The 22,358-nt window shown below is 59.0% G+C and carries 17 protein-coding genes and 1 riboswitch; of the genes, 3 read left to right on the forward strand and 14 right to left on the reverse strand.

Features of this window, described 5'->3' with window-relative positions; genetic code table 11:
- Positions 1 to 203: 203 nt before the first annotated feature.
- From EF096_RS04630 to EF096_RS04695, 14 genes are all read right to left on the reverse strand, one after another.
- Entirely contained in the window at positions 204 to 4,031 is a 3,828-nt protein-coding gene (locus EF096_RS04630; RefSeq protein WP_123888441.1) for a DUF1631 family protein, read from the reverse strand.
- 86 nt (positions 4,032 to 4,117) lie between these two features.
- Positions 4,118 to 5,920, reverse strand: coding sequence for an allophanate hydrolase (gene atzF / locus EF096_RS04635; RefSeq protein WP_123888442.1), 1,803 nt, complete (start codon positions 5,918 to 5,920; stop codon positions 4,118 to 4,120).
- A complete protein-coding gene (gene uca, locus EF096_RS04640; protein WP_123888443.1) occupies positions 5,917 to 9,531 on the reverse strand; it encodes an urea carboxylase in 3,615 nt (1,204 codons plus the stop codon). Before uca ends, atzF begins: the two co-directional genes overlap by 4 nt.
- 87 nt (positions 9,532 to 9,618) lie before the next feature.
- Positions 9,619 to 10,260 carry an urea amidolyase associated protein UAAP2 gene (locus tag EF096_RS04645; RefSeq protein ID WP_123888444.1) on the reverse strand — a complete coding sequence of 214 codons (642 nt, stop codon included), beginning with the start codon at positions 10,258 to 10,260 and terminating at the stop codon, positions 9,619 to 9,621.
- 11 nt (positions 10,261 to 10,271) lie between these two features.
- Positions 10,272 to 10,988, reverse strand: coding sequence for an urea amidolyase associated protein UAAP1 (locus EF096_RS04650; protein ID WP_123888445.1), 717 nt, complete (start codon positions 10,986 to 10,988; stop codon positions 10,272 to 10,274).
- Between the two features lie 28 nt (positions 10,989 to 11,016).
- On the reverse strand, positions 11,017 to 11,799 hold the full coding sequence (locus EF096_RS04655) for an ABC transporter ATP-binding protein (RefSeq protein ID WP_123888446.1): 783 nt from the start codon (positions 11,797 to 11,799) through the stop codon (positions 11,017 to 11,019).
- On the reverse strand, positions 11,799 to 12,617 hold the full coding sequence (locus EF096_RS04660; protein ID WP_123888447.1) for an ABC transporter permease: 819 nt from the start codon (positions 12,615 to 12,617) through the stop codon (positions 11,799 to 11,801). Before EF096_RS04660 ends, EF096_RS04655 begins: the two co-directional genes overlap by 1 nt.
- 174 nt (positions 12,618 to 12,791) lie before the next feature.
- Positions 12,792 to 12,893: riboswitch (guanidine-I (ykkC/yxkD leader) on the reverse strand.
- A gap of 226 nt (positions 12,894 to 13,119) precedes the next feature.
- Positions 13,120 to 14,241: an alpha-hydroxy acid oxidase gene (locus EF096_RS04665; RefSeq protein ID WP_123888448.1), complete on the reverse strand. Its 1,122-nt coding sequence runs from the start codon at positions 14,239 to 14,241 to the stop codon at positions 13,120 to 13,122.
- Positions 14,241 to 14,924 (reverse strand): Fe2+-dependent dioxygenase, encoded by a 684-nt coding sequence (locus EF096_RS04670; protein WP_123888449.1) that lies wholly within the window; start codon positions 14,922 to 14,924, stop codon positions 14,241 to 14,243. Before EF096_RS04670 ends, EF096_RS04665 begins: the two co-directional genes overlap by 1 nt.
- A 70-nt stretch (positions 14,925 to 14,994) precedes the next feature.
- The gene (locus tag EF096_RS04675; protein WP_123888450.1) at positions 14,995 to 17,247 is read right to left on the reverse strand and encodes a TonB-dependent receptor; all 2,253 of its coding nucleotides are present in this window, start codon (positions 17,245 to 17,247) and stop codon (positions 14,995 to 14,997) included.
- Between the two features lie 148 nt (positions 17,248 to 17,395).
- On the reverse strand, positions 17,396 to 18,148 hold the full coding sequence (locus EF096_RS04680; RefSeq protein WP_123888451.1) for an energy transducer TonB: 753 nt from the start codon (positions 18,146 to 18,148) through the stop codon (positions 17,396 to 17,398).
- Positions 18,145 to 18,573, reverse strand: coding sequence for an ExbD/TolR family protein (locus EF096_RS04685; protein WP_123888452.1), 429 nt, complete (start codon positions 18,571 to 18,573; stop codon positions 18,145 to 18,147). Before EF096_RS04685 ends, EF096_RS04680 begins: the two co-directional genes overlap by 4 nt.
- Positions 18,570 to 18,965 carry an ExbD/TolR family protein gene (locus EF096_RS04690; RefSeq protein WP_158611237.1) on the reverse strand — a complete coding sequence of 132 codons (396 nt, stop codon included), beginning with the start codon at positions 18,963 to 18,965 and terminating at the stop codon, positions 18,570 to 18,572. The genes EF096_RS04685 and EF096_RS04690 overlap by 4 nt, the downstream gene beginning before the upstream one ends.
- Positions 18,955 to 19,770 carry a MotA/TolQ/ExbB proton channel family protein gene (locus EF096_RS04695; RefSeq protein WP_218565702.1) on the reverse strand — a complete coding sequence of 272 codons (816 nt, stop codon included), beginning with the start codon at positions 19,768 to 19,770 and terminating at the stop codon, positions 18,955 to 18,957. Before EF096_RS04695 ends, EF096_RS04690 begins: the two co-directional genes overlap by 11 nt.
- Before the next feature lie 473 nt (positions 19,771 to 20,243).
- On the opposite strand from EF096_RS04695, the gene EF096_RS04700 reads away from it, so the two are divergent.
- From EF096_RS04700 to EF096_RS04710, 3 genes are all read left to right on the forward strand, one after another.
- On the forward strand, positions 20,244 to 21,407 hold the full coding sequence (locus EF096_RS04700) for a type III PLP-dependent enzyme (protein ID WP_123888454.1): 1,164 nt from the start codon (positions 20,244 to 20,246) through the stop codon (positions 21,405 to 21,407).
- 180 nt (positions 21,408 to 21,587) lie between these two features.
- Entirely contained in the window at positions 21,588 to 21,860 is a 273-nt protein-coding gene (locus EF096_RS04705; protein ID WP_123888455.1) for a hypothetical protein, read from the forward strand.
- A 193-nt stretch (positions 21,861 to 22,053) separates the two neighbouring features.
- Positions 22,054 to 22,338 carry a hypothetical protein gene (locus EF096_RS04710; RefSeq protein ID WP_123888456.1) on the forward strand — a complete coding sequence of 95 codons (285 nt, stop codon included), beginning with the start codon at positions 22,054 to 22,056 and terminating at the stop codon, positions 22,336 to 22,338.
- Positions 22,339 to 22,358 lie beyond the last annotated feature (20 nt).

The following is a 22,358-nucleotide window of genomic DNA, read 5'->3' on the forward strand; positions in this document are numbered from 1 at the left end:
CATCTTCAGCTTTTTAAGCGCCTATTCTGTCTCCGGTATGACGCAAGTCGACAAGGCTTTATGCGCGACGATCCGGGTAATAATCTGCGCCTGCTGTGCCGTTGCTGCTAATCCACCGGGCGATAGCTGATTCCGGCAGTGACCTGCGCACTCGGGGATGTGTCAGGGACCCTTAGCGTTGGGCGGATTATTTAGGCGGTTTCTCAGAAGCGTGGATTGCTGCGCAGATCCAGTTGATCAAGCATTACTGGCATACCAAACTGGTAGCCTTGCGCATAATCCACGCCGATATGCGTCACGGTGTTGAGAATCGCTTCACTGCTGACATACTCGGCGATAACCTTTTTCTTCAGGTAATGGCCCATCTCGGTGATGGATTTGACCAGAGCGTAGTCGACATCGTTGGTATTGATATCGCGCACAAATGCACCGTCGATCTTGATGAAGTCCACTGGCAGGCGCTTTAAGTAAGAGTAGGACGATTGGCCTACACCAAAGTCGTCGAGCGAGAAGCGACAACCGATGCTGCGCATTTCCTTGATGAAATCAGCAGCGTCGTCGAGGTTGGTGACCGCTGTGGTTTCGGTTATCTCGAATACCAGCTTGTTGCGCGGGACCGGGTAGCGCACCAGTGCGTCAAAAATGAAATCCAGGAAGGTTTCATCGTTCATGCTGTGGCCCGACAGGTTGACCGAAAAGCCACCAAACAGGTGCAGTTCGTCCAGGTGGTCGTACATCCACTGCAATACATGCTCGATCACCCAGCGATCTACCGCGGCCATGCGGTTGTACTCCTCGGCAAACTTGATGAACTCGGCGGGTGGCGAGTCTTCACCATGTTCATCCAGCACGGTGAGCAGTACTTCGTAGTGCGCTAGGGTGCGCGCGCTGCCGTTGATCGGCGCGATCTTCTGGCAGCGTAGCTTCAGGTTATCGTTGTCCAGTGCACGATTGATGCGGGTGACCCAGGCCATTACCTCGTCCAGAGCTTCCAGCCGCTGGTCGCCCGGCCGCACTACCTGCACGTCTTTATAACCGGTTTTCTTGGACAGGCTGGTCGCCGACTCGACTGCACGTAATAACTCCATGACCTTGTGGTTGCTGCGGTTCAAGCCGACCAGTGCCAGCGCGGTCTTGATAACAAAACTATGCTCTTCGTACTCAAAACGCTTTTCTTCGACGACGCCCTTGAGTTCGCGTGCGCTGCTGTAGCCAAGGGTTTCGGCATCTTCCTGCAGTAATATGGCGAACTGGTCAGCCCCCATGCGACCAACCAGACTACCCTGCTTGAGAAAGCTGCGCAGGCGCTGTGCAAGCGTGCTGAGAAAGCGATCCCCGGCTTCGTAGCCGCAGGTGTTGTTGATCACCTTGAACTGCATTATGTCGATAAAAATAAGGCTGAACCGCTCGGTCTCCTCGTTAGCGCCAGCTACAGTTTGTGCCAGTGTTCGGCAGAATTCTTTGCGGGTTAGAAATCCGGTAAGAGGATCGTGACAGGAGTCGAAGGCCAGCTTGTCGTAGACTTTCTGCACCAGCGCATCGAACCCTTGCTCAACGGCGGGCAGTGCCGCATCACTGAGCAGTACCAGGTTACCGTCGCGCAGCAGGGTGGCCACTCGCTCCAGCGGCAGTTCGAGTTTTTGTGTGCCCTGGTGATTGGCAAATACATAGTGGCTGTGGTCATCGGCAGTCCAGGCCAGTTGCACCAGTTTTTCCTGTAGTTGGCCGTGACTCAGTTCAAACCACTGGGATACTTTCAGGCCACGCGCGCGTTTGATCCAGCGTTGCAGTGATAGCCCGCCATCGGGCAAGGCATCCAGGCGGTCTTGTAGGCTAGGTTCTGCCCCCAGGGGGGCCTGATAGGTGCCGATGCTGATGTCGTTGGGGTCGGTATCCAGCATCTGCCTGACCTGCGCCACCAGTTCGCGGTGGCTCAACTGGCCTTCCGGTATCTTGGAAAGCCCTCTTTCGACCAGCAGCAGCAAGTCCGCTTCGTTGAGCGGTTTTTCCATTGAGGTTAAACGGGTGCTATCGCGGTTGGCCGCCAGTTGCTCAATGACCTGCAGCGTTATTTCCCAGGAGCGGCTGGACATCCCTTCACGCAGGTAACTCAGACGCATCAGGTCGCGCCAGCCATTTTCCAGAAGCGAGATAACCGTTTGCGGTATGGGGGCAGTCAGGACGCGCTCCAGCTCGCATTGAATCTGCCTATTGGCATGGCGCAGCCGTTGCTGCCCATCGCAGCCCTGACGAATGCGCTGCAGGTTACGTTCGATCAGGCGTTTTTCGCGGCCGACCAGTTGATCCAGTCTGTCGATGCTTTGGCTGAAGCCTTTACCGTCGGTTTTGTCCGCCAGAATCCCGCCGATGGCCTCGCGAATAGCAGGGGTATTCGCGGCTAGATTGCTGCTGCCTTTATCGGCCAGCAGGGCAATGTAATTCAGTGCCTGACGGGCGGGATGAGCTTCGGCTGAAAACAGCTCAGGGTCCTGCAAAATGGCGCGCAGCAGCGGCACCTGCAGTTTGCGGAATTCATCACGCAGATCGGCGTTGATGCGGTCGCTCTGCAGGATACTGTCGAATAAACCTTCGATGGTATCGGCGGCGTCCTGTTCCTGCTCGGATAGCGGTTGAGCGCTGCCCTTGGCTTGCCGCAGTAGTTCTTTCAGTGCGCCAGTCTGCACTAGCTGCACATCACCTCTAATCAGGCTTTCCTGCAATTGGCCAAGTTGTTGTGCGGTGGCTTGGCTGTGGTGTCCATCGCTATCGCTGGCAGCGACCGTTTCACCTGTCGCTTGGCGGCGCAGGCCCATCAGCTGACTAACAGTGCCGTAGGCTGAAGGCGGCTCGGCAGACGCCGCTGTATCCGACTCTTTCTCCAGCGTGCCGGTGACGTTTTCTTCTGCCGCCAGTGATTTGCTGGGCGGCGCGGTAGCCTTGCTGCTTTCTTCGGCCTCAGCTGCTGACTCGGGGCGATTCAGCAGCGCCTGTTCGGCCAGATACTGAGCTATGTCAATGTCCGGCAGAATGTCGGCATCAATAAACACTTGATTCAGTTGCTGGTAGAAAGCCTGGAGTTCGCCGAGCAGGGTTTTCTGCAATACGGCATAAACCACCTGTAACTGGGCGTGCGGCAACTGCAGGTGGTGAATTTGTTCAAAAAAACCGTTACATAGCGCCGCCGGGGAAAAAGGGTTGGGCGGGCGCTGACCATCGCGTTTGCCAAAGGCTGCATCGATACGAACCTGCAGCTCTATCAGTGCGTCACGTTGTTTCAATTCAGCCTTGGAGATGGCAACCCTCACCAGTAGCCAGTCTTCAAAGTCGTCCTTGGTGATCAGCTCCAGTGGCGAAGCTCTCTTGCTTTGGTCAGCCGCGGATATGCCCGCTAGCGGGTAAATGCCTTTGCTGAGTGCCATGGCGTCAGCAATGATGCATTGGCTAAGGCTGGCAAAAATGCGCTGGCGGTCCTTGCGAAACTGTCTGGTGGCAATAAGAAAGTGCTGCTGCGCACTGGTGTCGTGTTGCTGGTCTGCGGCGGCGAAGAGTTCATGCTCGAGTTGATGGCAAAACCCTGCGTACTGTTGCCGCAAAAAGTCGTGCAGCACCCGACAGGCGGACTGCATTAGGCTCTTTTTGTGTCGCTCGCTGAGTGCCGGCTGACTGCTGGCCAGTCTGGTGGATTGTTTGTTCTCTTGCGCCTGCGCGACCGAGAGATGCTGCAACACTCGGTAGACGGCGGGGTCGGGGTTGGGAACGTGCAGACCAGCGCCTTGTGGGGTCAGGCGAACAATAGCAACGGGTAAGCGCAGATATTGTTGCGCCTGGCGGAAACTGATGCTGGCATTACTATGGTCTGCCGTCACGCGCCTGAGACTGTTGATGATGCCGCCGGCGATGGCGGCATCAAAGCTAACTTGCAGGCCGCCTTGACTGTACTCGACGATGGTGCAGTGGTGACTGTCTCCTTCCGCCACCGAGAGCACGGCATCAACGTTACATATCTGGCGAGGGAACTTCCGCTTTTCCATAAACTGCACCCAGATCGACTACTTGGTCTGAAATCAGTTTATGTGCTGTGTTGGTAAAAGTCTCGTTTCCCCTTTTTATCCCTTGTTCAGCGTTGTGCCATATAAGCGCGCCAGCCACCCAGGGCAGAAATATCGCTGCTGCCTTCGAGTCCGTAGGGTTCACAGATAAAGCCGCAGACCCAGCTACCGTCGGCAATCTGCACCTTGCCAATGCCCAGCGGTGCCGGAATGCCAGCGACAAAGCTGCCGAACTCGCTCTTCGGCATAGACCATATTTCCACCTCAATGGCCACGCCTGCTGCTTCATCGCGAATCAATCCGGGGCGGAACGGTGGACCACCGGCCAGCGCGTACATCAGATAGTGCGCCGATGTTTGGGTGTGTTGTTTGAGTACTGCACCGCGCTCGATCAGTTGCCAGTTCAGCGGCAGCCCTTCAAGGTGCGCACCACAGACCAGTACGTCGATGCTGTCGGGGTTGCCGACTGCCTGGCCGCTAAGGGCCGGTTGTGGCAGATCCAGCGCACCCTGGGGCAAGGGTAGCGTCTGCTGTATGCGGTTGGCGATGGACAGCAGCGCACGGTCGCTGAACGCCGGGCCGACCAGGGTGATGCCGAAGGGCAGGCCGGCTTCGGTGAATGCCGTGGGTACCGCGACCGAGGTCATGTCGACCAGGTTCATGTAATTGGTGTAGTAGCCCAACTGGCTGTTGCGCAGAATCGGCTCTTCGAGCATTTCGGCGATGGTAAACAGGCGGCCAGCGGTAGGCGTCAGCAGGCAGTCGAGCCCCTTGAGCTGATCATGACAGGCCTTTTTCAACTCCTCCAGTCGGTACTGCGCCTTGAACAGCGCGGTAGCGGGTGGCTTGCCACCGGGCGCTATGATCTCGCGAACTACCGGGAAGATGGCCTCGGGGTTGTCATCGATCAGCGGTTGTGCAGCCAGGTAACGTTCGGTGACCCAAGGGCCTTCGTACAGCAGCAGGGCGGCTTCGTTGAAGGGTGTGTAGTCGATGGTGACCAGCTCGATACCGGTAGCGGCGAGCTTTTCCAGGGTCGCGGCATAGGTGGCGGCGTAGGCCTGGTCACCAAAGAACTGTAAATGCTCCTCGGTCAGTACACCGATTTTTAGCGCACCACCACGGCGACCGTATTGGCGGTTCTGATTGTTGAACGGATTAGCGCGGCTATAACCGTCGCGGCTATCGAAACCTTCGGCGCAGGCCAGAACGCTGTTGGCGTCATCACTGTTCAGCGCAAAGATGCTGATGCAATCCAGGCTGCGGCACGCCGGTACCAGCCCGCTGGCCGACAGTAGACCACGTGTGGGTTTCAGTCCTACCAGGTTATTAAAGCACGCGGGTACTCGGCCTGAGCCGGCGGTATCGGTACCCAGGCTGAAGGTGGCCAGGCCCTTGGCGACAGAAACCGAGGAGCCGGCGCTGGAGCCGCCGCTGATGTAGTCAAAATCAAAGGCATTGTGACAGGGGCCGTGCGGTGAACGCGTGCCGTTCAAACCGGTGGCAAACTGGTCCAGGTTGGTCTTGCCGATCGGGATGGCGCCTGCGTCGATCAGCTGCTGCACTACCTGCGATGACTCGGCAGGCGTATAAGCAAAGGCGTCGCAGCCGTTGGTGGTAGCAACACCCGCCAGGTCGATATTGTCCTTGATGGCAAAGGGTACACCCCAGAGCGGCGTGGTAGCCGGGTCCTTGGTTGCCAGCGCATCGAGATAAGGCTGATGCTCGGTTTCGGTCAGCAGGTAAATCCAGATGTTGTGGTCGGATAAAGTGACGGCTTGCTCACGAATACTGGCCAGCAGTTTGGCCGGGGTAAGGCTGCCTTCTAGGTAGGCCTGCTTCAGGCCGCTGATGCTCATATCAATTTTCATGCTGGGTTCTCCTGCGCAGCGTCCTGCAATACCACCAGCGGCTGGCCGGCGTGTACGCGGCCACCGGCCTGCTGCAATACGTGGGTGACGACGCCGTCGCACGGCGCCTGTAAAGGGATTTCCATTTTCATGGATTCAAGAATCAACAACACCTGGCCCGCCTTGACCTGATCGCCGACCTTGACCGCTGCTTGCCACAGGCTGCCGGATACGGGGCTATCGACGCCCACGCTATCCTTGGGCCAACTAATGTCATCAGCGGCGTCTTCCAGCTCCTCGCTTGCGAAGTTGAACTGGCCGTTGGCGTGCCATTGGCGCAGCTCCTCGGCAAACGCGGCGTTACGCTGTTGCTTGAAGGTGTCGATTTCGTCGGCGTTATCGGCAATGAAGGCCTCGTGCTCGGCCAGGCTGAAGTGGCTTTCTTCAATGCGCAGCGGATACCTGCCCTGCGGGAAGTCGCGGCGAATCTGCTGCAGTTCGTCGTGGCTGACTTCATAAAACCGGATCTGATCGAAGAAGCGCAGCAGCCAGGGCTTGCTGAATTCGCAGGTCTTGCGGTAGCGGTTCCACATCTGCAAGGTGCGGCCGACGAATTGGTAGCCGCCGGGGCCTTCCATGCCGTAAACACACAGGTAGGAACCGCCGATACCGACCGAGTTCTCTGCTGTCCAGGTGCGCGCGGGATTGTACTTGGTGGTTACCAGGCGGTGCCGTGGATCGGTTGGCGTGGCGACCGGCGCGCCGAGGTACACATCACCCAGGCCCATGACCAGGTAGGAGGCGTCGAACAGCACCTGCTTGACGTCGTCGATGCTATCCAGCCCGTTGATTCGGCGGATGAACTCCAGGTTGCTCGGGCACCAGGGCGCGTTGCTGCGTACCGATTGGGTATATTTCTCAATGGCCTGCTGGCAAGCCTCATCATCCCAGGACAGCGGAATATGCACGATGCGCGAAGGCACGGACAGCTCGTTTAGCCGCTCGGACAGCGCCTGCTCGCCCTTGAGTAGATGCTCCAGCAGCGCTGTATGGCTCAACTGCTGGCTGTCAAAATGCAGTTGCAAAGAGCGTATCCCCGGCGTCAGCTCGCGCATGCCGGGTAGCGGGTTTTGCTGCAGCCACTGCATCAGCGCGTGCGCACGGAAGCGCAAGCGAATATCCAGCATCTGCTCGCCATACTCGACCAGCAGGAAATGATCGCCGGCGGCGCGATAGACGATCTCGTCGCCAAATTGCTCAGCGGGCAAGCGCTTGATAATAGGCGTTTGGGGCGCGACGGGCTGCCACTCCAGCGGTTGCGCCTGCAAATTATCGATAGCGCTGATTTGGGCCGCCTCCAGTGCGACCGCCTGCTCGATGCTGATTGGAACGAAGCGCACGGTGTCACCGGCGCGCAGTTGGCCCAGCTTCCATAGGTCAGCGGTGATCACCGTAGCGGGGCAGACAAAGCCGCCCAGCGAAGGACCATCCGGACCCAGAATGACCGGCATGTCGCCGGTGAAATCCACGGTGCCGAAGGCATAAGCATTGTCGTGAATGTTGGAAGGGTGCAAACCCGCCTCGCCGCCGTCTTTGCGCGCCCAGTCGGGTTTGGGGCCGATCAGGCGCACGCCGGTGCGGCTGGAGTTGTAGTGAATTTCCCAATCGGTATTGAAGAAGGTCGCTACATCCTCGTCCGTGAAAAAGTCTGGCGCACCGTGCGGTCCGTAAATGACGCGTACTTCCCACTGGTTGTCGAGGTTCGGGCGCAGGGCGTCCGGCACACTGGCGCTCGCCACAGTGCTGGCACTGCTGTCCAGATGCAAGACGTCGCCGGTACGCAAGGCGCGGCCGTTGTGCCCGCCGAATTTACCGAGGGTAAAGGTCGACTTGGAACCCAGGTAGTCCGGGCATTGCACGCCACCGAGCACGCTCAGGTAGGCGCGGGTGCCGGATTCCTTGATGCGGCCCAGGGTCAGGGTTTGGCCAGCGGCAACATCGATGACCTGCCACAGGGCAACGGCCTGATCATCCAGTCGTGCGTCCAGCGGCGCACCGCTGAGCACGATCTGGGTCGCCTGGGCGAACCGCAGGGTCGGGCCTTGCAGGGTGATTTCCAGGCCCGCAGCGTCTTTGGTGTTGTTCAGCAGACGATTGCCGAGCCGGAAGGCGTAGCTGTCGAACGGGCCGGAGGGCGGCACGCCCACATCCCAGCTACCGGCGCGGCCGGGAAAATCCTGAATGGTGGTCTGGGTGCCGCCGGCCAGCACGTCGATGCGTGCCGGGCTGTAGCGAAAGCTGTTCAGGTAGCGTGTGGTCACTTCACCGGCAGCCAGCACCGGGTCGCGACTCAGCGCACGCAGATAATCGAGGTTGGTTTCGCTGCCATACAGGCGGGTGGCGTCCAGCGTGCTTTGCAGCTTGCTCAGTGCCTGCTCGCGAGTTTCAGCATGCACAATCACCTTGGCCAGCATGGGATCAAAGTAAGCGGGTACTTCCAGCCCGGATTCGACCCAATGGTCGATGCGAATGCCGTCACCTGACGGAAAGACAACCTCGCTCAGCAAACCCGCGCAGGGCTGAAAGTCGCGGTAAGGATCTTCGGCATACAGACGCACCTGGATGGCATGGCCTTGGGCTTGCAGGTTGGCGCGTTGGGCATCCAGATCCGGCGCATCGCCAGCGGCCAGGCGAATCATCCACTCGACCAGATCAACACCGTAAACCTCTTCGGTCACGCCGTGCTCAACCTGCAGGCGGGTATTCACTTCAAGAAAGTAAAATTCGTGGCTGTCGGCGTCGTAGATGAATTCTACGGTTCCGGCGTTGCGGTAGCCGATGCTGCAGAGCAGCTTCTCGGCGGTGCTATGCAGCTCGGCGCGAATCGCGTCAGTCAGGTTGGGCGCAGGGCATTCCTCCACCACTTTCTGATTACGGCGCTGGCTGGAGCAGTCGCGCTCGCCCAGCGCCAACGCCTTGCCTGCGCCGTCACCGAACATCTGCACTTCAATATGCCGGGCGCGAGCGATAAATTTTTCCAGGAACACGCCATCATCGGCGAAGTTGCTGGCGCCAAGCCGCTTGACGCTATCGAACGCACCGTTCAGCTCTTCCAGACTGTGGCACAGCTGCATACCGATGCCACCACCACCGGCGGTGCTTTTCAGCATCACCGGGTAGCCAATACGCTCGGCGGCTGCTTGCGCGGCACTCAGGTCTTGCAGCAGATCGGTACCCGGCAGCAGAGGCACGCCGGCCTGTTCGGCCAGCTCGCGGGCACGGTGCTTGAGGCCAAACTCCACCATCTGTTCCGGTGTGGGTCCAATAAAGGCAATGCCGGCCGCCTCGCAGCGGCGCACGAAGTCGGCATTTTCACTGAGAAAGCCGTAACCGGGATGGATGGCCTGAGCGCCGGACTCGGCCGCAATCGCCAGCAGCTTATCGACCTTCAGGTAGGTATCGGCTGCGGCGCCGTCACCCAGGCAAAAGGCTTCATCGGCCAGCCGCACGTGCAGGCTTTCAGCGTCGCACTCGGCGTAGACCGCGACCGAACCAATGCCCATATGGCGCAGGGTGCGAATAATGCGCGTGGCGATGGCGCCACGGTTGGCAATCAATACTTTATTGAACATCACTCTAGCCTTTGCCGGGCCGTCCCAGACATAAAGTACGACAGTGGTCGTCCACTGAAGCAGGTGAATCTTGGTGTTCGCGGCGAATCAGTTATCCCAGACCAGCAGCTCAACCGGCGTCGGGTTGTAACCGTTGCACGGGTTGTTCAACTGCGGGCAGTTGGAAATCAGCACGACCACATCCATCAGGGCGGTCAGCTCAACGTACTTGCCGGCGCCGGAAATACCGTCTTCAAAGGTCAGACCGCCGTCGCTGGTAACCGGAACGTTCATGAAGAAGTTGATGTTGTGGGTAATGTCGCGCTTGCTGATGCCGTATTCGGGATGCTCGGCTACTGCCAGCATCCAGCTGTCGCGGCAGGAGTGCATGCAGCGTTTTTCCAGGTCGTAACGGATAGTGTTGCTTTCGCTGGCGCAGGCGCCGCCCAGGGTGTCGTGGCGGCCACAGGTGTCGGCGACGATCTCCAGCATGGGGTTGTTTTCATTGGAGCGGATCACCGAACCAGCGGTGAGGTAGACATTGCCCTGTTCGCGCAGGGTGTCGGTCACGCTGTAACGCTCGACCGGGTTGGCGGCGCTGAAGAACAGGGTGTCGGCGGCCTGATTGCCTTCCAGGTCGAGCAGGCGCAGGGTCTGTCCGGCCTTGACGGTACCGATGTAGTAATCGCCGGCGCCGATGGTGCTGCGTTGCGAGGCCGTCTCGGGTTGGCGTGAGCTGGTCTTGATCATGGTGTCCTCGCTTACTTGCCCAGGTGATACAGGGCGTTGTTCATGAAGCCGCGCTGGTTTTCCGGGCGGAAGTTGCGGCAGTAGTCGTCATCGTCCACCGGGTCGGCGGGTGTCAGATCAATCTGCACCGGCGTGTAGGGATAGCTTGCGGCATTGTTCAGTGGGTGTGGGCAGGTGTGCAGCAGCACCAGAGTGTCCATCTCGAAGCGCAACACGACCTCGCTGCCCGGTTTGCTGTGCTGTCCGTCGAGCGTCATGTTGCCGTCGTCGTCGGTAGCGATCTTGCTGAACAGGTTGAGGTTGGCGGCCATGTCGGCACGGCCCAGCCCGTATTTGGCCAGCTCGACCAGGAAGGCGTCATAGCCATTCTGATGCCAGTCGTTGCGGTCGTGCTGATAATCACGTTGGCCCCAGCGCGCCTTGACCTGCTCGGCATTGCTGTTGCCGCACACGGTTTCGTGCCAGCCGAGGCTGTCTTCAACGATGGAGGCAAACACCCGCCCCATATCGGAGTACAGGCAGTTGCCCTTGCTCAGCTTGAAGGTGTGCTGGCCCTTGAGCGTATCCGGTGCGTTGTAGCGCTCCAGCAGGTTCTCCGGGTTGTAGAACAGCATGCCAACGTTGGCGCCGCCGTTGATATCGGTCAGGCGCATCTGCACTCCCTTGCGCACGCGCAGGGACCAGTGGCTGGCGCCGGGAATTTCTGTGTTGTAGTGAGTCATGCTCATTACCCTTGTCTCCGTGGCTGTTTAGCGCTCAGCTGGCACTGTGGGCCAGCAGCGGCGCTATGGCTTCTGCAGTGGTTTTAGCTGCCGGTTGCCGCGCGCTGCTATCGACCGGCAGGTCGTATGTGATGGTGGCGCCAAACGCCTGCGGGGCGTGTGGGTCCTGCCGCACCTTGTCGAATACCCAGAGACGGGTGCCGAGGTAAAAGCCTTCCTTGATGTCGTGGGTCACCATGAAGATGGTCAGTTTGTGTTCTTTCCACAGGCGCAGCACCAGTTCGTGCATATCGGCGCGTATGCCGGGGTCGAGGGCACCAAAGGGTTCGTCGAGCAGCAGAATGCGCGGTTTGCCGAGCAGCGCCTGGGCAATCGCCAAGCGTTGTTTCATGCCGCCTGATAGCTCGTGCGGGTACTTTTTCAGTGCATGCCCCAGGCCGACCTCGTCAAGTATTGCCTCGGCGTCCAGCCGCGCCTGTTTGCGCTTGGCGCCGAACAGGTAACCAGTCAGGCCTCGTTGGGCAAAGCCAACGGCGGACATGACGTTGTCCAGAACGGTCATGTGCGGGAATACTGAATACTGCTGAAATACGATGCCGCGATCCGGGCCTGGCTCGTCGGCGATAGGCTTGCCGTCGAGTAGCAACTCGCCGCTGGTCGGTGATTCGGTGCCCAACAGCATTTTCAGAAAGGTACTCTTGCCGCAGCCGGAGGCGCCGACCAAGGTGACGAACTCGCCTTCCTTGACCTTGACGTTCAAGCGCTCAAGCACCGGGTTGCCGTCGTAGCTCTTGCCCAGGTTGTTCACTTCAATCATTAGTTGCCTCCTTGTACGTTCCAGGGGAACAGTCGGCGGCTCAGGGTCGCCAGCAGCCAGTCGAAGAGAAAGGCCAGCAGGGTGATCCAGGCGACATAGGGCAGGATGACGTCCATCGACATATAGCGGCGGACCAAAAAGATGCGATAGCCGAGACCATCGGTAGAGGCAATGGCTTCAGCGGCGATCAGAAACAGCCAGCCAGCGCCCAGCGACAGACGAACGGCATCGATCAGCTTGGGCATCAACTGTGGCAGTAATACTCTGACCATGATCTGGCTGGTGTTGGCGCCCAGCGTCTGTGCCTTGACCAGTTGCTCACTCGGTATCTCCTGCGTGCGCCGCAGCAGATCGCGGGCGATGAAGGGGGTAATGCCGAGCACGATCAACATCACCTTGGATAGCTCGCCCAGCCCGAAGATGATGAACAGCACCGGCAGGATCGCCAGCGGAGGGATAAGCGAAACCACCGTCAGTAGCGGGCTCATGCTGGCGTTGATCACGGGCAGCGCGCCCGTTAGCAGGCCGATTGCCAGGCCGATACTGGCGGCAATGGCAACACCCATGCCGAGCCGTTTCAGGCTGCTGGCGGTATCCACCCAAAAGATGTAATCGCCGCTGCGCTTACTGGGCTCCAGTGCCATGCGATCAATGGCCGCGCCCATTTGACTGAAGGCTGGCAGCAGCTTGTCGTTGGGGTTGGCCTCCAGGCGCGCGTCGGAGGCCACGATGTAAACCAGCAACAGGAGCACGAACGGCAGCAATCCGATAAAGACTCGGGTGACTGGCGTGGGGGACAGATTGATCAGTCGCTTCATGGTGTTTCCTTGCGGTGGGGTAGTGCCCCAAAGGGTTCAGCGGGACGAATTAAAGCCGCTCGCCGGTCATTAACGTTGCGATGGTGCAAAGCAGGTGGGATAGCGCGGATAGCTTCTTCATCTTGAACCTCTCAGTCAGTGACACGCGGAGCACTCCTGGCGTTTTCGCCAATAGTCTCCCGGGCTTTTGTCCCGCCGTGTAACCTTTGTCTGAAAGGTCGAGTGCTCTTGGACCAGTCACTGAACAGCTCAGCCGGAACCCTAGCGCTCTATTTGCAAATTGTGGTGTCGCGCAATAAAACGGAGTGCGAACACATTACTCAAAGCAATATACAGACCAAAAACCTGACCATGCGTTTATTCAGGCCCTACAGGGCTGTAGTCGGCGGGATTAGCAGAGTAAGTGCTCGTTAGTGGGGCGCCCGCTTTTGTGTGGCGCACTGAATTGGTGCTCAGCGCTGCTGAGCGCCTGCCCGTCGGGTGCGGGCAGGCTAACCGGCAGCTACGGGCTGGCTCGCCAGAGGGAGGCGGGAGTGATGTCGGCGATGGTTGGCGTGCCCGCCAGCGCCATGCTGACTTCCAGTTCTTCGCGCAGGATGCGCAGCATATGCGCGACGCCCAGCTTGCCAGCAACCGCCAGTGCGTAGAGCTGTGGTCGCCCAAGCAACACAGCATTGGCGCCCAGCGCGATGGCTTTGAATACATCGGTGCCACGCTCGATACCGCCATCCATCAACAGGGCAAAATCCGCCCCAACTGCCTGTCGAATGGATGGCAGCAGATCGATGGGTGAGGGTACGCAGTCCAGCGTGCGGCCGCCGTGGTTGGAAATAACCGCGCCAGCCAAGCCCATTTGCTGCGCTTTTTGTACATCGGCCGGATGTAGTAGCCCTTTCAGGGTAATCGGCAGGCGGGTTTGCTGCTGCAGCCAGGCGATGTCGTCCCAGTGTGGGACTTCACTCATCATCCCTTGAAATACGATGCTCTGACTGGGATCGAAACTGGCGCTGGGTAGTGGCGGGCGATCCTTAAGATTGACCGCTTCAACGCCAGGCGGTAGCACATAACCGGCCCTTTGCGCGCGATTGCGAATGCCATGTAGGGGCGCATCCACGGTGACCATCAGTTGCGTATAACCTGCCGCCTCGGCCCGGCGCACCAGGCTCAGGGTGAAGTCGCGGCTTTGCTGCATATAGAGCTGAAACCATTTGGGCGCGCTGCAACGCGTGGCGATCTGTTCAAGGCTGTAACTCGACAGGGTACTGGCAACCATGCCGGTTTCAAGCACGCTGGCGGCATCGGCTGTGGCCAACTCGCCCTCTGGATGCACCAGCGTCTGAAAGGCAACGGGCGCGAGTAATAACGGGTGGCGCAATGTTTCGCCCAGTACTTGGGTTTGTGTACCGCCAGCGGTACAGTCGACCAGCGCGCGCGGCAGAATGTGCAGCGCATCCAGTGCCGTGCGATTGCGGCGCAGGCTGATTTCATCGGCGCCGCCACCGGCAACGTATTCCATGATTGCGTGCGGGATAAAGGACGGTGCATAGCGCGCGTAGTCAGCCACGCTGACCAGGTCGGTTGGAATGCTACTTAGTGGCTTACGGAGCTGGGTGCTGTCAGACATCAGGTATCGGCCCATTGGCGGATAAGGTTGTGATAGACGCCGGATAGCCGCACCACGTCGTCATGGCCCGCGCCTAGTTCGGCGGTTAACGATTGCACGCTCTGATCCAGCTCGAACAGGGTTTCGCGTTGCTGGTTGCTGCGCACCATGCTCTGCAGCCAGAACACGGCACAGGTACGTGCACCATCGCTGACAGGGGTGACGGTATGCAGGCTGGTGGACGGATAAAGCACCAGGTCGCCGGCGTTCAGCTTGATACGCTGACTGCCGAAGTTGTCTTCAATGACCAGTTCGCCGCCCTCGTACTCCTGCGGATCACACAGAAACAGGGTAGCCGACAGGTCGGTGCGAATCGGGGTGGGGTTGCCGGGTACGTAGCGAATGGCGTTGTCCACGTGCAAACCGTAGGTGTTGCCGGTGCGGTAACGATTGAACATCGGCGGAAAGATTCTGAGCGGCAGTGCCGCAGAGACAAAGGTTGGCTGTTGCGACAGGGTATTGATGATCACATCGCCCAGTTGTTGGGCAATCTTGTTGTCCAGTGCCAACTGCTGATTGTGTTTCACCTGCTGCGCCTGGCTGCCAGCGGTAGTGCTGCCATCCTGCCACTCGGCTGCGTCCAGATGACTGCGGATCTTGCTGACCTCGCTGGCGGAGAAGACCGCCGGAATAACGATGATCATGTCTTCCTCTCCCTGAAACAAAACAGCGGCGGAGTTGCCCCCACCGCTGTTGTTAACTCTACTTTAGGCGCTAGAACTTGTAACGTGCCGTCAGCTGAGCATTCCGGGCTTCGCCCTTGTAGACAATGCTGCCGCCGCGATAAACGGCAGTGTAATAGTCTTTATCAAAGACGTTCTGCAGGTTGGCGCGCAGGTCGAGCTGCTCGTTGACCTGGTAGCTGGCAAACAGATCGTACACGGTGTAACCGTCCAGTTTGATGCTGCCGCTGGCGCCCTCATCCGGTTGGCCGCCGAGCATTTCGCTGGAGTAGGTCATGGTGCCACCAAACGCGAAAGCGGGCGTCAACTGATAACGCAATTGGGCGTTGGCACTTTTCTCTGCGAAGTTGGCTTTGGAGCGGCCCTCGTTTTCTTCGTCAAAGGACTTGAGGGTATCCGAATTCATTACCGCCGCCCCGATCTGGCCGCTCAGGTTGTCGGTGATGTTACCGGATAGGCCCAGTTCGACGCCGTGGACGCGGTTCTTGCCGGTGTTCAGGCTGCCGCCGGTCTGATAAGAGTCGTTACCGCCCTCAATGACGTCATCCTTGGTGGTCTGGAACACGGCTGCAGTCAGCAGCAGACGATGATCCAGCAGGTTCCATTTGGTACCCAGTTCCCAGTTGGTCGACTGTTCTGGATCAGCGGACGCGTAATTGCCTGCGTCGTCGACACAGATGCCACCATAACCGCAGTTGGTGCCGGCGTCGGCTTCGCCACCGTTGATGTTGGAAGACGTGCTCCAGCTGACGTAGACATTACCGTGCTCCCAAGGCGAGTAGACCACACCCAGGTGGCCGTTCCAGAAGCCATCGTCATATTCGTAGGTTGCCGCAGGAATAATCACGCCGCCACGGCCGGTGCGCTCTTCGGTGTCCAGTGCGTAGTCGAACCGGTCGTAGCGCACGCCACCGAAGACTTCCCAGTCTTCATTGAGGGTTACCGTGTCCATCACGTAGGCCGAGATGGTTTCCAGCTCCAGTGCACTGAGCTTGTCACTGCGAGTTTTGGTGCCGCTCCAGGCGTTGTTGTCGGGGTTGTAGGGGTCGACCACAACACTGCTGGGCGTAGCGGAATAGCCGCCGGCATCGGTTTGCTCGTTAGCGTACTCGCCACCGACGATTACGGTGTGGCGTACGTCGCCCCACATCTTGTCGATAGTCAGGTTGGTCTGGTTACCGATGTAGTCGTTTTCCTGCCAGCCACCAAAGCTGCGCGTTCCACCGCTACGCGAGCTGTAGGCCGTCACGATATAGCTGTTCTCGGTTGAGCCGACCCGGCTCTTGTTTTCCAGCTTGACGCCGTCACCCAGCTCCCACTCGAAGCCCAGGGTGAAAATGTCGGCGCCGGTTTCCTGGAAATCCAGACCGCTTTGGCCAACGTACTTGGCGTCGTCATCGGGCTTGCCGTTGTTCATGAAGGTGCCGGGGTCGGTACGGTCGTCACTGCGGGCGTAGTAATAGTCAGCCAGCACCTTGAACTCGTCCAGCGGTTGATACACGCCGGACAGCAGGGCGCCTTCACGGCGCTTTTCCGCAGGGGCGCGGTCGGGCACTTCGGCTTCGGTGTACAGGCCGTTGAAGCGAATGGCCACCTCGTCAGAAAGCACCTTGTTGGTGTCGAGGGTATAGCGCTGGAAAGCATCGGTACCCAGGCCGCCTTCGACTGTGGTGAAGTCGTCCCAAATGTTGGCTTTCTTGGTCACGCTATTGACGGCGCCGCCGGTGGAGCCGCGGCCAGCAAAGGTGGAGCTGGGGCCCTTGGCGATTTCGATCTGTTCCAGTGCGAAGGTTTCACGGGTGATCAGGCCCGGGTCACGCAGGCCGTCGGTGTAGATGTCGCTGCGCGCCTCATAACCACGAATGATGTAGCGGTCGCCAAAGGAGTTGCCACCTTCGCCAGTGCCCAGGGTGATGCCGGGCTGCGCGGCCAGAATGTCTTTCAGCTCGGTCTTGCCGGAGTCTTCGATGGCGCTCTTGGTGATCACCGTCATGGTCTGCGGCGTATCGGCAATCTCGCGGGTGTGGCGGCTGTCAGACAACACGCGGGCCTTATAGGGCGCAGCCTCTTCGGCGTAGGGGTTGGCTTCGGCCTGAATGCCTGAGTCTTCGATCACCAGAGTATCCAGGCTCACCTCTTCATCGGCGGCCTGAAGGTGGCCGGCCATGGCGCCGGAAATCGCCAATGCCAGTGAGGTGGCCATAACGCGGTGGCCGTTGCTCTTGCGAAGGGTCAAGTCAGTGCTGGCGGTGCCAGCGGCTGCAATACGTGTGTTCTGTGACATGCTCTCTTTCCTTGCTGGTTGGTCCTGGCTTGCCCGGACGGTAGCCGCTGCGGGCTCTCTAATGGAGCTGTCAGGGGTCGGGCTTGCCTGCGGGCGGGCCGCGATTTACGGTTTCTGTTTATCAGGCTTGTTGTTATCAGTGACGGCCCTAGCGGCGGTCGGTCAGCTTGAACTCCACCGGAATGGTGATGGTCAGTTGCTGTTCGGTCATCTCGTCGGTGAAGGCAGGTAGCGGCGTGGCGCGCTTGAGCATATCGAGCACCGCGTCATCGAGACGCTGAAAACCCGAGCTGGTGCGAATGCTCGCCTGCGTGACCGAGCCGTCGCGGGCGACGACAAAAAACAGTACCGGCGTGCCTTGCTCGTTGCGCCGGCGCGCGGCCGACGGATAGCGCTTATAGCGCGCGAGCTTGGACGCCAGCATTGAATAGTAGGATTTGGTCGCGCTGCTGGTGCCGCCGGCGGTGCTGGCGTTGCCGGAGCCGGTGGTCTGCTTGAGCTGGCTGGTGTCGGTCTGGCTCTGCCCGGTCTCGACGGCCGCGGCTGCGCTAACTTCCTGTTTGATTTCTTCCTGCACGGGTTCACGCACCGGCTCGGGTTCCGGTTTGGGCTTTGGCGGTGTTTTCACCTGGGCTACGGCCTGTTGGCGCGGCGGTGCGGGCGGCGGCGGAGGTGGCGTCGGTGGGGTGACCTGCGGTTTGGGTGGTGCGACCTCTTTGGGCTGTTCGGTTTCCTGGGCTTCACCCAGGTCACCGAGCATACCCAAGTCGATCTCGATCCCGTGCAAGCCAGCCTCTGCCGCATCGCCCACGGGTTGGGTATAAGCCAGTACGGCAAACGTAATCAGGTGCGCGCCGGCCGCGATCAACAGCGCAATCAGCCAGTGATGGGGGCGGATCATGATGCCTCCCCGCTGGGCTGGGTGAGCAATGTAATGCGCCGGAAACCGGCTGCCTTGATGCTGCGCATCACCGCCTGCAACGTCTCTACCGGCACGTCACCGTCGGCCTTGACGGCAATGCTGAAGCTTTCCGGGTCGGTGGCCTGCTCAAATGCGGCAACCAGCGGCGCTTCGAGCGCTTCCAGGGTGATTTCCTGATCGTTCAGCCAGAGCACCTCATCGGCGTCGATCAAGACCCTTGGTGCGTCGGGGTCGATGGGGGTTTCGCTGATCGACTCGGGCGGCGCGATGTACTGCGCATCCTGCTCGCTGATCTGGCCGGCGACCATAAAGAAGATGAGCATGAGAAACACGATATTGATCAGCGGAATCAGCTGGTCGTCGCTGTTGTCCTTGCGCGGCGCTTCCTGACCAGTGAAGTTCATGGCAACACTCCGGTCATGGAGACTTTGTCGGCACCGGCTTTATGCAATTGGTCCAGCACGGAAACCAGCGTCTGTGTTTTTACTCCGGCGACTGCCTCAACCGCGTACACGGCATCCGGCTCGGCGGCGACCAGCGCGGTCAAGCCAGCAAGGTCTTGCAACGCAAAGCGCTTGCCGTCGTGGCTGAGCTCACCCGAATCGCTTTCAATACGGATCAACTCGACGCTGTCGGGGTTGCTCTCGGTCTCATTGGCCGATGACAGGCTTATTTGCCGCCAGTGCATAAAATCCGAAGACAGCATGAAAAACAGCAGCAGAATAAACACCACATCAATCAGCGGTGTCAGGCTGATGCCGCGGCGCTTCTTGCCAGGAAAGGCCTCAAGCAGCATTGGCGATCTTTCCGCTCTGCTGTGGCTTGGGCTGGTGCGTGAATACCTGGGTAACCGCATCGTTCAAGCTAGCGGCGATGCGCTCAACGCGTCGTTCCAACCAGCTGTGAATAGCTACCACAGGAATGGCTACAGCCAAGCCAACTGCGGTGGTCAGCAGTGCTTGCCAGATGCCGCCAGACAGAATAGAAGGGTCGACCCGACTGCCGGCAGACTCCATCTGCTGGAATGCCTCGATCATGCCCAAGACCGTGCCCAGCAAACCCAATAGGGGCGCCAGATTGGCAATGACCTCAAGCGGGCGCAGCAGTAATTTGAGTTGATTCAGCCGATAGCTGGCTACTCGCTGGACTTCTTCGCGTAGCAGCGTCTGATCGGCACCCTTGCGCATTCCGCGCATCGCCAACAGAAGTACCGCCGGCACTGTTTGGCGGGTGTTCAGTTGTTCGATTGCTGCCTCGGTTTCGCCTTTGTGCCACAGCGAGAGACTGCGGTTCACCGCGCGCGCGCCCTCGGGGCGGGGCAGGTTGAACTGCCACAATTTGATCAGCAGGATGGTCAGCGCGACTATCGACATGGCGAGCAGAATCCACACCACGGGACCGCCAACGACTAACCAGCCCTTAACCGTCTCGGCGACAGTGGTCGCCGCAACGGCATTGTCATGCAGCCCGTTTACTATCTGTTCAGCAGGCAGCTGCGAGGGATCAGCAACAGCGGCGGCAGTGTCCGGCCCTGCAGGAAGAGTGGAGGCGTTGGTGACGGCTGCGCCTGAGGCGTCAGTAGTAGCGGCTTCAGTGCTCACGGGAGACTCCAGATAAAATTAGAGGCGCAAATGATAGATGTTCGCATTTTCATTGGCAATGCCTTTATTGAACCTGTGTCGCGCTTTCCCTGTTTCTATTCTGTAAGGCCAATTTGATTAGCTACTATTGACCCTAAGGTCACTTGGTTTTATGGTTCGCTCCGAACGTTGAGGCTGGCACGATCCATACGGCTCAAGTACTGACGACGAGACAGCAAGGCCGCGGGTTATAGCGGGCTTATTGCTTTCGGCGCACGCCTTGGGAAGTAGGCGAACCAAAGTGGGGATACTGATCAGACGTTCGCACCCCCGGGTTGTGTGTTGGCTAACAGCGTTCAGAGTCGCTTCCGTCGGAAAGCGTGCCGTATGGTTTCTGCACTGCGCAGGGGCATTGGTACGCGTGCCTGCCCTGCATCTGATCTTCCTGCCCCCACGCGGTCCGCAACCAGAACTTACGCTTTGGAGCCGACGCCATGTCTATCAAGCTTGATGATTATTTCGACCGTGAGACCTTCAGCCGCATCAAAGAGCGTGCTGAGCAACTCGAAACCCCCTTTCTGGTCGTAGACCTGAAAACCATTGACCGCGCCTACGACGAACTGGTCAGCGGCTTCCCGTTCGGCAAGGTCTATTACGCCGTCAAAGCCAACCCCTCCAACGAAGTGCTTGAGCTGCTGAAGAACAAGGGTTCCAACTTCGACATCGCCTCCATCTACGAGCTGGAAAAAGTGATGGCGCTGGGCGTCAAGCCCGAGCAGATCAGCTTTGGCAATACCATCAAGAAAGCACGCCACATCCGCGCCTTCTACGAGAAGGGCGTGCGTTTGTACGCCACTGATTCTGAGGCCGACCTGCGCAACATTGCCAAGGCCGCACCGGGTTCCAAAATCTACGTACGGATTTTGACCGAAGGTTCTACCACCGCTGACTGGCCGCTATCGCGCAAATTTGGCTGCCAGACTGACATGGCTATGGATCTCCTGGTGCTGGCCAAGGAACTGGGCCTGGAGCCCTACGGTATCTCCTTCCACGTGGGCTCGCAGCAGCGCGATATCGGCGCCTGGGATGCTGCCATCGCCAAGGTCAAAGTGATCTTCGAGCGCCTGAAGGAAGAAGACAATATCACCCTGAAGATGATCAATATGGGCGGTGGCTTCCCGGCCAACTACATCACCAAGACCAATACCCTGAAGACCTACGCGGAAGAAATTACCCGTTTTCTGCAGGAAGATTTTGGTGATGAACTGCCCGAGATCATCCTTGAGCCTGGCCGCTCTCTGATCGCCAACGCCGGTATTCTGGTCAGCGAAGTGGTGCTGGTCTCGCGCAAGTCGCACACCGCGCTTGAGCGCTGGGTGTATACCGACGTGGGCAAGTTCTCCGGCCTGATCGAAACGATGGACGAGTCCATCAAGTTCCCGATCTGGACCGAAAAGCAGGGCGAACTGGAAGACGCCGTGATCGCCGGCCCGACCTGCGACAGCGCCGACATCATGTACGAAAACTACAAGTACGGCCTGCCGCTGAACCTGGCTATCGGCGACCGCATGTACTGGCTCTCAACCGGTGCTTACACCACCAGCTACAGCGCCATTGAGTTCAATGGCTTTCCGCCGTTGGAGGCGTTTTACGTCTGACGTAGCAGGTAGCGGCAAGCTTTAAGCTGCAAGAGAAACCCCGCGTCGGTAACGGCGCGGGGTTTTTTGTTGCAGGCATGGGTCGCAGTTTTGATAGGTCGTGTGGCTTGTGCCTAACAGGCGGCTCTGGAGTTTGTTAGAGTCCGCGCAGGATAGACACAACTGCATATAGGGAGTCGTATGCTTGAGTTTGCTTTGTGGGGTTTGCTCGGGTTGGTGCTGATCGGACCATTGTTTATGAATACTGTTGGCCCCTTTATCGTTTGGCGCACGCAAAAAATTCCAACCAGTGTCCAGTTTGAACCACTATCCGATGACGAGTTTTTTGTGCAATGCACAGAAGCTGTCCCCTATTTGGATGAGCAGATGGGCGATGCTGGGTTTGTGGTGGTAGGTAACTCGTCGTTGAGCGACACGCACACCGCAACTTACTTTCGGGTCTATTTGGCATGAGCAGTTAAAACTGGCTGGGACGGTTGTTGGTACCACTGCCACCAACCAGCCGGATTTCACTTACTGCGAACTCTCGCAAAAATTCTCCGATGGCCGCTGGCTGAACGTCTCCAACAGCAGCAGTCCGGAAGCTTACCCTGAACTGTCGATCAAACAGAGCTTTCGGTTTCCGGATGTTCTCGAGGTTGGGCAGTTGTTGTCACGCCATGCTCAACTGCGGCACCGCCTGAAGCGCGACAAGCAACCCGTTGCCTACCAGGCCGATCAAGGCTTTGCCGAGATCGCCGCCTTCCTGCGTGAAGAGTCAGATTTGCTGCTGGCCAAAGGGCTGCTGAAACCTGAGGTCGACACGAATGGCAAGCGCTCACTAACACTCCACGGCGCCTTCGCGATGACCTGGCGGTCGGTGTGGCCGGGGAGGGTGATTCTTGCTGCTGTGGGGAGGTGGCGGCGGCGAAGGCTTCTCGGTCAGGCTTGATGACGGATTTGATAATGCAG

This window comes from Pseudomonas neustonica (genome assembly GCF_003797945.1).
GTDB lineage: Bacteria > Pseudomonadota > Gammaproteobacteria > Pseudomonadales > Pseudomonadaceae > Halopseudomonas > Halopseudomonas neustonica.

Coding starts and splice junctions, on each gene's coding strand:
- EF096_RS04630 (WP_123888441.1), bottom strand. CDS start 4,031: ATGGAAAAGCGGAAGTTCCCTCGCCAGATATGTAACGTTGATGCCGTG.
- uca (WP_123888443.1), bottom strand. CDS start 9,531: ATGTTCAATAAAGTATTGATTGCCAACCGTGGCGCCATCGCCACGCGC.
- EF096_RS04645 (WP_123888444.1), bottom strand. CDS start 10,260: ATGATCAAGACCAGCTCACGCCAACCCGAGACGGCCTCGCAACGCAGC.
- EF096_RS04655 (WP_123888446.1), bottom strand. CDS start 11,799: ATGATTGAAGTGAACAACCTGGGCAAGAGCTACGACGGCAACCCGGTG.
- EF096_RS04675 (WP_123888450.1), bottom strand. CDS start 17,247: ATGTCACAGAACACACGTATTGCAGCCGCTGGCACCGCCAGCACTGAC.
- EF096_RS04660 (WP_123888447.1), bottom strand. CDS start 12,617: ATGAAGCGACTGATCAATCTGTCCCCCACGCCAGTCACCCGAGTCTTT.
- EF096_RS04665 (WP_123888448.1), bottom strand. CDS start 14,241: ATGTCTGACAGCACCCAGCTCCGTAAGCCACTAAGTAGCATTCCAACC.
- EF096_RS04705 (WP_123888455.1), top strand. CDS start 21,588: ATGCTTGAGTTTGCTTTGTGGGGTTTGCTCGGGTTGGTGCTGATCGGA.
- EF096_RS04685 (WP_123888452.1), bottom strand. CDS start 18,573: ATGAACTTCACTGGTCAGGAAGCGCCGCGCAAGGACAACAGCGACGAC.
- EF096_RS04650 (WP_123888445.1), bottom strand. CDS start 10,988: ATGAGCATGACTCACTACAACACAGAAATTCCCGGCGCCAGCCACTGG.
- EF096_RS04690 (WP_158611237.1), bottom strand. CDS start 18,965: ATGCTGCTTGAGGCCTTTCCTGGCAAGAAGCGCCGCGGCATCAGCCTG.
- atzF (WP_123888442.1), bottom strand. CDS start 5,920: ATGAAAATTGATATGAGCATCAGCGGCCTGAAGCAGGCCTACCTAGAA.
- EF096_RS04680 (WP_123888451.1), bottom strand. CDS start 18,148: ATGATCCGCCCCCATCACTGGCTGATTGCGCTGTTGATCGCGGCCGGC.
- EF096_RS04670 (WP_123888449.1), bottom strand. CDS start 14,924: ATGATCATCGTTATTCCGGCGGTCTTCTCCGCCAGCGAGGTCAGCAAG.
- EF096_RS04700 (WP_123888454.1), top strand. CDS start 20,244: ATGTCTATCAAGCTTGATGATTATTTCGACCGTGAGACCTTCAGCCGC.